The organism is Klebsiella sp. YJ (assembly GCF_002108615.1).
GTDB lineage: Bacteria > Pseudomonadota > Gammaproteobacteria > Enterobacterales > Enterobacteriaceae > Klebsiella > Klebsiella planticola.
Genome location: NZ_MTEG01000058.1, coordinates 1 through 10,721, shown reverse-complemented (window position 1 = coordinate 10,721; position 10,721 = coordinate 1). Strand labels below are relative to the sequence as shown.

The window sequence follows — 10,721 nt, the reverse complement described above, 5'->3', positions numbered from 1 at the left end:
CGCGGGAATAAAATCCCATTCAGACGCCGGATAGATTCAAGCAAGCCAACTTGTCGTCAAAATCGGTGTTGCAAAAACGGGAGTGACCATAGATTCCGTTTTCTGAGGCGACCCCAATTATTTCGATAGGTTTTGAAACCGTTTATTTTCCAGGTAACGCTGTTTTTGCTCTGGTCATCCATGATAAAAGAATAAACTTCAGCGAAGCGGGCAGACTGCAAAGGTGCAGATCGACATAACGAAGCAAATAGTCCGTCTCCAACTGCTGAAGAAAAAATATCTGCCTCATATGAACTTCTGACCTGTTTGATAACTTCATTATTTTAGCTTGCAAAAACACCCATCCTCCGGTTGAAAGGATTGAAGGGTGTTTTTTGGCTTAATTACGCTGACGCGATTTCAAACTTTCCAGCATTACCGCCGCAATAATAATCAAGCCTTTAACAACCTGCTGGTTGTAACCGGAGATATTCATTAGATTCATTAAGTTGGAAATAATACTGAGAATCATCACACCGACAATGGTGTTAACAACATTACCGCGCCCACCTGCCAGGCTGGCCCCCCCCACGACAACAGCCGCAATCACATCCAGTTCAAAGCCAATGGACAATACCGGCGATCCCACTCCGGTACGCGTGGAGGCCAACAGCCCCGCCAGGCCGCAAGCGAACCCACTCAGCGCGTAAACGGCGAATTTGTACCAGCCTACCTTGATCCCGGCGAAACGGGTCGCCGTTTCGTTAGAACCAATCGATATTGTTAAGCGGCCAAACACCGTGTATTTATAAATGAATTGCGCTAACAGTGCGAAAAAGAGCAGCACGTAGACCGGCATCGGTAATCCCAGAAAATACCCAATGCCAAAATCAACCAGCGTGACATCATCAATAAATATCGGCTGCCCCTGCGAGATAATCAGCGCCAGCCCCCGAGCTATCGTCATCATCGCCAGCGTGGCGATAAACGGCGCAATATTAAAGAGTGTCACCAGCACCCCGGCACCAGCGCCGATAATTGCCGCCACGGACAGACTGGCAAATACTGCAGGCCACAGGCCGATTTCCGGGATAAAAATCGCCACGGCCACGGAAATAAATGCCATAACCGAGCCAACGGATAAATCAATACCGCCGGTCAGGATCACAAACAACATCCCCAGCGCCGCCAGACCTAACGGTACGCTCTGACGCAGTACGTTAGTGATGTTGTCGCCGCTGTAGAATTTATCTGACAGGATCCCGGCGATCACCAACATTAAAATAAACACCACCAGCGTGGAATTATTAATAAGGAACGTGAGAGCCCGCGTCGAAAACTGGGGCATCACGTGAGATTGATTAACTTTTTCCATAGCGTCCTCGTTCAAACCAGTGCCCGTTTTGGAATGGCATGTTTCATAATGTTTTCTTCAGAGATCTCATCCCCAGTTAGCTCGCGAGTAATGCTGCCCTCGCTCATCACATAGACGCGATGCGATAAATGGATGACCTCCACCATTTCCGAAGAGATCAAAATAATGGCATATCCTCTTTCGGCAAGCTCATGAATAACATTGTAAATCTCAACTTTTGCTCCCACATCGACGCCGCGAGTCGGCTCATCAAGGATCAGCACATCGCAGCCTGTGTTGAGCCATTTTGCGATCACAACCTTTTGCTGATTACCGCCGCTGAGACTTGAAACAGGATGCTCAACCGAACCCAATTTTATTTTGAGCTTAGTGCGGTACTCCTCGGCAAGTCGTTTGTCCTGCTGGTGGTTAAGAATGCCTAACCGGTAACACACACTTTTCAGGTGGGACAGAGAGATGTTTTCGCGAATGCTCTGGCTGAGAATCGCCCCCTGCTCTTTGCGGCTTTCCGGCACCAGACCAATGCCATGCCGCATTGCATCCGCCGGATGATGGATAACAATAAGCTGCCCGTTTTTGGTTATTGTGCCGCCGGACATTCGGTCAATGCCAAACAGACAGCGGGCGATTTCGGTGCGCCCTGCACCCACCAGTCCCGCCAGACCGACAATCTCACCTTTACGCACGTGTAAATTGATATCGTTAAGCAGTGAACGGGTCGACAAATTCGACACATTCAGAACTTCCTCCTGTTGGGGGATATTTTTTGGTGGATACAGGTTTTCAAACTTACGCCCCACCATAGCGGAAATAATATCGTCTTCGCTACAGGTTTTCGGGTCGAGATCGCCAACAGACTCTCCGTCTTTAATGACGCTAATCGCGTCAGCAATCATAAAAATCTCTTCCAGACGATGGGAGATGTACAGGATCGTCACCCCCTGGCCTTTTAACAATTTCAACTGACTAAAGAGGATCTCAATTTCCCGTTCGGATAACACCGCGGTTGGTTCATCAAGGATCAGTATTTTTACGTCACGTGCCAGCGATTTGGCGATTTCCACCATCTGCTGATACGCCACGCTCAAATCGCCGACTCTGTCTTCGGGTTTAATGGCAAAGCCCAGGTTGCTTAACACCCTAGCCGCTTTTTTATTCAGCGAGCTCCAGTTAATTACCCGATTACCCATTCCCAGATCGTCGAGAAAAATATTTTCCGCAACTGTCAGGTCCGGTGCCAGTGCCAGCTCCTGATATATAATGCCAATATGCCTGTCCCGGCTCTGCGCTGGTGAAGTGAAGTGAACCTCTTCGCCGTTAATTTGCAGCGTCCCGCCATCCCTGGTGTAAATCCCCGATAAAATTTTCATTAACGTCGATTTACCGGCTCCGTTTTCGCCGACGATCGCATGGATATCGCCCCGTTTAATTTTCAGGCCGATATTCTTAAGTGCATGAATCCCGCCAAAGCTTTTTTTCACCCTGTCGATGACGATTGCATATTCTTCCATCAAAACGCCCCCATTTACTCGTCGTTTTTCGGGTCGCAGGTGCGTGGGCTGCAGCCCGAAATCCTGAGAGTATAAAAACGTCTCCCCGGATTATCGGAGAGACAGGTAAATTAGAAAATGGCGTCCTTGTTATAGTACTTGCTCACATTATCTTTCGTGATCAAGATTGACGGGATATAGACGTAGTCCGGGAAGTCTTTTTGCCCGGCATTATATTTAGCAATAACGTCCAGGACAGTGCTGGTCAGCTGATCCGGGTTATTTGAAGCGGTTGCCTGGATATCACCACGTTGAACGGCTTCCAGACCTTTTTTATAGCCATCGTGAGAGAATACGCTGACGCTACCCAGTTTGTTTGCTGCTTTCAGTGAGAGCACCGCGCCAAGCGCCATATCATCCATCTCGCTATAAACGCAGTTGATCTTGTCCCCCTGTGCGACGATTAAATCTTCCATCGCTTTCAGGCCGCCCTGCTGGTCCCAGTTACCCCAGCCCTGGCTGACGATGGTAAGTTGTGTATGGTTATACTTCCGCAGTTGCGCTTCCATAACCCCACGCATAAAGTTGGTACGGCGCGCTTCACCCACCAGGTTGCCCTGATTGCCGCTAATAATGATGCAGTTCATTGGCTTATCGCCAAATTTGTTCACCGCATATTCGCCAATCAGAATGTTGTTTTTCATGTTATTGGCTTGTACGCGTGTGATGACTGGTGCGTCCAGCGAAATATCGCTGTCGAGCACGACGACCGGTACATTTTTGCTTTTGGCGATCTTAGTAATACGCATCCCGGCTTCGGGATCCTGTGGGTTGAGAATTAGGTAGTTAATGCCCTGAGACAACATATCTTCAACGTCGGAGATTTGTTTATTCAGATCGCCACGCGCATCGGTGGTGATCAGTTCATAGCCATGCTCTTTAGCATGGATTTTCATGTATTCCGTTAATCCATTAAAGAAAGCGCCATTAAGAGTACGGTTAGCAAAGCCGACCTTAATTTTGTCATCAGCGTGTGCGGTCACGGAAATGGCCGCAACGGCAAGCGCTATACCCAAAACCAACTTTTTCATCGTATTTTCCTTATGTAGGTTACACAGATAACCGGGGTATCCGGCAACACTGCGCCACCGGATACCGACGGATTCTTGAATAAAGTAATGCGCGATTAAGAACGCAGCATTCCCCGGGCCTCTACCTGTTGCCGGTATTGCAGACGGAATTCCTGCAAACGCTGCTGCAGAAACGCCTGCTGCGAGCTATCAGGGAGATAACGCTGCCGCTCCTTCGGTTTGGCGCAAACCAGTTGCTCATCGCCCCCTGTCACCAGCCAGGCCAGGCGTGCCGCGCCAAGCGCACCGCCAGCTTCGCCGCCTTCATGGGTGATAATCGGAATATTCAGCACATCGGCAATCAACTGTGCCCAGATGGCACTGCGTGCCCCCCCGCCCACCAAAGAACATTCTGTCAGTTCAGCGCCAGCCTCATACAGTACCTGCAGACCATCCATCAGACCGAAGGTAACCCCTTCAATAACTCCATAGCCTAAGCGGGCGCGGTCCACATCATGTGTCAAATGACTGAACGCTCCATATGCATAAGGATCGTTGTGTGGCGTGCGCTCACCGGAGAGGTAAGGCAAAAACAGCGGCGCGGTATGACGCTTTGCGGCACCCAACTGCGCAACTTCCGCCATCAGCGTGACCTCATCGCAGTTCAGCAGGTTACACAACCAGCGCAGCGCACTGGCTGCAGTCAGCATTACGCTCATCTGATGCCAGCGCTGCGGCAGTGCATGACAAAACGCGTGAACCGCCGATTGCGGATTCGGACGGAAGCGATCGTTAACCACAAACAGTACCCCGGAGGTTCCCAGTGAAATAAAGGCATCTCCCGTTTTCACTGCGCCAATGCCGACCGCACTGGCAGCGTTATCACCACCGCCGCCCGCGAGCATGATATTTGACGGCATACCCCATTCGCTGGCAACAGTATCTTTTAACTGCCCGCCAGGTTCTGAACCCTCAACCAGACGTGGCATCATGCCCCGGTTCAGTCCGCAGGCAGCCAGCAGACTATCCGACCAGTCCCGACGCGCCACATCAAGCCAAAGAGTGCCCGCAGAGTCCGACATATCGCTGATGAATTCCCCGGTCATACGCCAGCGCAGATAATCTTTTGGCAAGAGAACATGGGTAATCTGGGCAAATACGTCCGGCTCATGCTCCGCCACCCACAGCAGTTTCGGCGCGGTAAAGCCCGGCATTGCCAGATTGCCTGCCACCTGATGCAGTTCCGGCGCACGCTGCGTCAACAGTTCGCACTGCGAAGCGCTGCGGGTGTCATTCCATAAAATGCAGGGGCGCAGTACATTACCATGCTTGCCGAGCAACACTGCGCCGTGCATTTGCCCGGACAGACCAATTGCCCGCAACTCCTGCCAGCGTTTTCCAGCCTGAGTACGTAACAGGCCCATTGCCTGGTTCAACGCCCGCCACCAGCTTTCGGGATCCTGCTCTGAAAAATGAGGCCGAGGCCTCTGAACCGTGAGCGGCACGCCTGCCATGGCGACAATTTTGTTGCTGTCATCCAGTAGTAGCGTTTTGATTTCTGATGTTCCAACATCAATACCCAGATACATAGCATCTCCTGTCAGATTATTGTCAGCTGTGCCTGCGGCTGTTTTACCCACTGCTCCAGTGAACTGACCTTGCGACGCAATAGCGACAGAAATTCAGGTTTGTTCGCCAATTCTGCAAACAGTGTTTCATCCGCCACCCAGGTCGCCAGCGGATCTTCACTGGCGAACACCTCGCGTACCGCTTCCGGACGCATTACGCCATCCTCATAGGAATACGGCAGGGTGCCTTCGGCCCAACGTTTTAAGAAGAGGAAGAACAGTGCTGGTAACACTGCCGTCGCATCTGGAGTTGCGCCGCGCTGGTAGCAGCTGATAAGCGTCGGCGTGACCATCCCGGGAATTTTAGAAAAGCCGTCTGCCGCCACGCGCTGGTTAGTATCTTTGATATAGGGATTGCCAAAACGCGCCAGTACCATATCGCGATACAGTTCCAGATCCAGCGGACTTGGGGTGAGGCATGGAATAACGTCCTGAGTGATATATTCCCAGGCCATCTGGCGGATCGCTTTCTGGCGGGTACTTTCGTCGATATAACTCAGGCCTGTCAGCGTACCGGCCCAGGCGATGCAGCTGTGAGTCGCATTGAGTATACGAATTTTCGCCTCTTCCCATGGAAGTACGGATTCCACCAGTTCAACGCCCACTTTCTCCAGTGACGGACGGCCATTGATAAAGTCATCTTCAATGACCCACTGAATGAAGGATTCCCCCATCACTGGTACAGCGTCTTTCTTACCGGTTGCTGCCAGCACCCGCTCGGCAACATCCGGCGTCGGACGCGGCGTAATACGGTCTACCATAGTATTTGGCGATGTAGTGTTGTTCTTCACCCAGTCGTGTAGTGCAATTTCACCTTTGGTTTTGAGGAAGGAGAGAAATCCGTGGCGGAAACGTTCGCCGTTATGCCGCAGGTTGTCGCAGCTCAGTAGCGTGACCGGTTCACCATGGACCTCCATACGCTCTTTCAGAATACGGGTTAGGGCGCCGTACAGAGTGCAAATACCGCCGTTAATGTCGGTTTTGATATCCGCTTGCTGGCTGTCAAGTTCATGTTCAGGAGTCAGATAGTAGCCACTCTCCGTGACGGTAAACGCAATCACCCGGGTCTGTTTGTCCGTGCCCTGCGCCACCAGTGCGCTGATATCCTCATCCCACGGTAACACTTTATGAATAGATGTGATGGTTTCGTAGTTACGTTCGCCTTCCGGCGAGACGGTCTCCAGCACGTATTCCCCGTTCTGTGCAGCAAGTGCTGTCAGAAAAGAAGTCAGATCCCCACGAATATTCCCCAGCGCAATAATCCAGCTATCATCACCCTGTTGCATCAGTTTGTGCAGATACCACGCCTGATGAGCACGATGAAACGAACCTGCGCCAATATGCATCCACACCGATTTTTCACTATTCATTACATCCCCCATATGTGAGCAATTAATCTTTAAGAGGGCATATGCCCACTTTTTATTGGCAGATGTTAGGATTTCCTTAGGCTAATTTCTGCGACACAATTCACATAAGCTGGCATTTGCTCGCTGATGGTACTTTTGCGCAAGTAGTGTCGACAGAAAAAACAAGCCCGGGTAGAATGTCACTTAGCAACGCAGGAACTCGAACTATGAACAGAGAAGAAAAAAAACAGGAGCTTGCCGCCCGGGCTGCGTGGATGTATTACGTTGCCGGGATGACGCAGCAGGAAATCGCCAGGGCATTAGGAATGTCGCGCCAGATGGCGCAGCGTTTGGTTTCGGGCGCTCGCGAAACGGGCATGGTGTCGGTCGGCATCACCCATCCGGTTACACACTGTATGAAACTGGCACGCCAACTACAGGATAAATTTAGTCTGTCTTTGTGCCGCATCGTGCCTTCCGTTGGATTAGAAAACGACGCGATTCAGCAGATGCTGGCAGTGGAGGGCTCGGAGGTGATGGCGCAGTTTATTGGCGATGAGAAGCCGCGAGTCTTTGGCGTTGGCTCCGGTAAAACGCTGCGCGCCGTTATTGATGCTCTGCCTCATTACGATCGCCCGCAACATCAATGTGTATCACTGATTGGCGCGATTGCCCGCGACGATTCAGGTACCCGTTACGACGTACCACTCAAAATGGCGGAAAAAATGCGGGGGAAATATTTCTTCATCCCGGCACCACTATACGCAGAAAATCTGGAAGACAAGACAATGTGGTGCCAGCATCCGGTTTACCAGCGCGTCGCCATCCGGGCGCTCAATGCTGATATCACTTTTATCGGGATTGGTGAAGTCGAGTTAGGTGGTCCGTTAAATGCCGAAGGGTTTATTACTGACGCCCAGGTACAAGCATTAAAAAGCCAGCATGTGGCAGGTGAAATGTTAGGTCATTTTATCAATCATTATGGTGAGCGTCTCGCATCAGAACTGGATGCGCTGCTTACCAGCGTCCCGCTAACAAGTCACACCGGGCGCCAGATTATTGCTTTCTCCGGCGGAGCCAGGAAATATCAGGCTATACGTGCTGCACTGATCGGCCAGTGGATCACCGGACTAGTCACCGATGAAGACACGGCGCTGAAACTACTGAAAGAGTAAAAAGCCGCCTTCATTGAAGGCGGCTTTGATAACATGATAAAGCCAGGCATTACCATGTTTAATATCATTAGTGTTATGCTCCGTGTAACATTTGATATTCCTGTCAATGAGCCAGGATGAATACAAACATTAATCAATTTTACTTACTGCGGCGGATCTAGCTTTTAAAGAAATAGTAAAAATGCATCTCTGAATGCGCCTTACTTCAGAAAATTAAACAAAAGAGGCGTGACGTATCACGAGAGCGATATGCTGTTAGACATTTTTTTCCAGTCCACATAGGTTCTGGGAGGAAGTGAAATTAGCAAATCAGCAAATACGTGCTGAATTATTTTATGAAGTCTGTGACAGCCTTACAAGCTTTGCCTCTTACATGCGAAAACTGGTTAAATTCAGACCTTACGATCTTGGTTTTGATCCCTATTTTTTCATTTATGGTCAGGCCATTGATATCGTCAGAAATGAAGGTCTGGTGAGTACACTTAAAAAACTCAACATTTTTAAGATGAATATTGGCCTTGAATCAGGATCTGACCATACGTTAAAAATGATGAAAGGCAAGAGAGATTCAGTTGATGTGAATTATGCAGCGCTGCGAAAACTCAAAGAAGCAGGTATCTATGTATATAGTTCATTCGTTCTCGGGACTGAGTTTGAAACGGACTCAACGTTAAGGGGAACTATTGAGTGGATCAAAAAATCATACATGAAGGATTAATTAGTGATATAGAGATAGGGGTCTGAGGGCCAATGGAACGAAAACGTACGCTAAGGAAATAACCAATTGTTATAATTGATATTATTCATTCTTCTCTATGAACTGAAAGCCCGCACTAAGCAATGTTTTAGCCTCAAATGACTTTTTTACCTACCCAACTAACGTAACGATCGCACATCAGGTCGTTTTTCAACCGCATAGTGACACCTGCACTCACATGCGAGAAAACACATATGATTTTGACTTCTTGTTTTGGTGGAGAGACAATACCCATTCATAGCAGGAGTACATAATGCCAGAAATTGCATCCCTACAACTTTTCAAAATACTATCTGATGAAACCCGCCTGGGTATCGTGCTACTGCTCAGGGAGATGGGGGAGCTGTGCGTATGCGATCTCTGCACAGCGCTGGAACAATCACAACCCAAGACCTCCCGCCATCTGGCGATGCTTCGGGAAAGTGGCCTGTTGCTGGATCGCAAGCAGGGGAAATGGGTTCATTATCGCTTATCCCCGCATATTCCTTCCTGGGCTGCCCTGGTGATTGAGCAGGCCTGGTTAAGTCAACAGGACGACGTACAGGCCATCGCCCGTAAGCTGGCATCGGCCAACTGCTCTGGCAGCGGTAAGGCTGTTTGTATCTAAAAATTTTGCCTGTACATATATGTTTTTACGAATATGAGGTGTTAAAGATGAAAATGTTAACGGTGTTTGATCCGGCGATGTGCTGCAGTACCGGCGTTTGTGGTTCAGATGTCGATCAGGTTTTGGTCAATTTTTCTGCTGATGTGCAATGGCTGAAAGGGCGTGGGGTTCAGATCGAACGTTATAACCTGGCGCAGCAGCCTATGAGCTTCGTTGAGAACGAAAAAGCGAAAGCATTCCTTGAGGCTTCTGGAGCTGAAGGGCTTCCGCTGCTGTTGCTTGATGGTGAAACGGTGATGGCCGGGCGATACCCAAAACGCGCTGAACTGGCTCGCTGGTTTGGTATACCGCTGGAAAAGGTGGGTTTAGCTTCCACCAGTTGCTGTGGTGGTAAAACTTCCTGTTGTTGAGTATGTCAGGAGGACATATGAAATTCTTAGAGAATATCCCGTCTTACCTGTTTTTCACCGGTAAGGGAGGTGTAGGCAAAACTTCGATTTCCTGCGCAACGGCTATACGTCTGGCTGAACTGGGAAAGCGTGTTCTGCTTGTCAGTACCGACCCGGCTTCCAATGTCGGTCAGGTATTCGATCAGACTATCGGTAACACTATCCAGCCCGTGACTGCTGTGTCTGGTCTTTCGGCTCTGGAGATTGACCCGCAGGACGCCGCCCAGCAATACCGCGCCAGAATCGTTGACCCTATTAAAGGTCTTTTGCCTGATGACGTTGTTAACAGCATCAGTGAACAGCTTTCAGGAGCTTGTACGACAGAGATCGCTGCATTCGACGAGTTTACTGGCTTACTGACTGACGCTTCTCTGCTGACCCGCTTTGATCACATCATTTTTGATACTGCCCCAACTGGCCACACTATTCGCCTTCTTCAGCTTCCCGGAGCCTGGAGCAGCTTCATCGAAAGTAACCCGGATGGTGCTTCCTGTCTTGGTCCAATGGCTGGGCTGGAAAAACAACGCGAGCAATATGCTCATGCGGTTGAGGCATTATCCGATCCTGAACGAACTCGCCTTGTGCTGGTCGCGCGATTGCAAAAATCAACACTGCAGGAAGTCGCTCGTACTCATGACGAATTATCAGCTATTGGCCTTAAAAATCAGTATTTAGTCATTAACGGTGTCCTGCCTGCGAGCGAAGCAGAACGTGATGCACTGGCCGCTGCAATATGGGGTTCTACGCCGGAACCGCCGAAATTTCCGTTACGCCATTTCAGCCCGCCTGCTAGCGCATCCAAGGGACTGTTTGGAGAACGGAAATAGTGCCCCCCCTCCGAG

9 protein-coding genes and 1 pseudogene are annotated in these 10,721 nt (G+C 49.9%); 5 read left to right on the top strand and 5 right to left on the bottom strand.

Annotated elements, in window-relative coordinates; all coding sequences use genetic code 11:
* Positions 1-379: 379 nt before the first annotated feature.
* From BV390_RS29320 to dalD, 5 genes are all read right to left on the bottom strand, one after another.
* On the bottom strand, positions 380-1,354 hold the full coding sequence (locus BV390_RS29320) for an ABC transporter permease (protein WP_080396565.1): 975 nt from the start codon (positions 1,352-1,354) through the stop codon (positions 380-382).
* Positions 1,355-1,365: 11 nt separating this feature from the next.
* Positions 1,366-2,865 carry a sugar ABC transporter ATP-binding protein gene (locus tag BV390_RS29315; protein ID WP_058679488.1) on the bottom strand — a complete coding sequence of 500 codons (1,500 nt, stop codon included), beginning with the start codon at positions 2,863-2,865 and terminating at the stop codon, positions 1,366-1,368.
* Positions 2,866-2,975: 110 nt separating this feature from the next.
* Positions 2,976-3,935, bottom strand: a complete 960-nt coding sequence (locus BV390_RS29310; protein WP_058679489.1) for a substrate-binding domain-containing protein — start codon at positions 3,933-3,935, stop codon at positions 2,976-2,978.
* 95 nt (positions 3,936-4,030) lie between these two features.
* Complete coding sequence (gene xylB, locus BV390_RS29305; RefSeq protein WP_058679490.1) at positions 4,031-5,503, bottom strand: xylulokinase; 1,473 nt, start codon at positions 5,501-5,503, stop codon at positions 4,031-4,033.
* A gap of 11 nt (positions 5,504-5,514) precedes the next feature.
* Positions 5,515-6,912 carry a D-arabinitol 4-dehydrogenase gene (gene dalD, locus BV390_RS29300; RefSeq protein ID WP_058679491.1) on the bottom strand — a complete coding sequence of 466 codons (1,398 nt, stop codon included), beginning with the start codon at positions 6,910-6,912 and terminating at the stop codon, positions 5,515-5,517.
* 206 nt (positions 6,913-7,118) lie between these two features.
* On the opposite strand from dalD, the gene BV390_RS29295 reads away from it, so the two are divergent.
* From BV390_RS29295 to arsA, 5 genes and pseudogenes are all read left to right on the top strand, one after another.
* On the top strand, positions 7,119-8,066 hold the full coding sequence (locus BV390_RS29295; protein WP_058679492.1) for a sugar-binding transcriptional regulator: 948 nt from the start codon (positions 7,119-7,121) through the stop codon (positions 8,064-8,066).
* 295 nt (positions 8,067-8,361) lie between these two features.
* A complete protein-coding gene (locus BV390_RS29290) occupies positions 8,362-8,784 on the top strand; it encodes a radical SAM protein (protein WP_085397608.1) in 423 nt (140 codons plus the stop codon).
* Between the two features lie 292 nt (positions 8,785-9,076).
* Positions 9,077-9,430, top strand: a complete 354-nt coding sequence (arsR, locus tag BV390_RS29285; RefSeq protein ID WP_001114073.1) for an As(III)-sensing metalloregulatory transcriptional repressor ArsR — start codon at positions 9,077-9,079, stop codon at positions 9,428-9,430.
* A 47-nt stretch (positions 9,431-9,477) separates the two neighbouring features.
* On the top strand, positions 9,478-9,840 hold the full coding sequence (gene arsD / locus BV390_RS29280; protein ID WP_000783215.1) for an arsenite efflux transporter metallochaperone ArsD: 363 nt from the start codon (positions 9,478-9,480) through the stop codon (positions 9,838-9,840).
* Between the two features lie 17 nt (positions 9,841-9,857).
* Positions 9,858-10,616: pseudogene (gene arsA / locus BV390_RS29275) on the top strand (arsenite efflux transporter ATPase subunit ArsA); the annotation flags it as partial.
* Positions 10,617-10,721 lie beyond the last annotated feature (105 nt).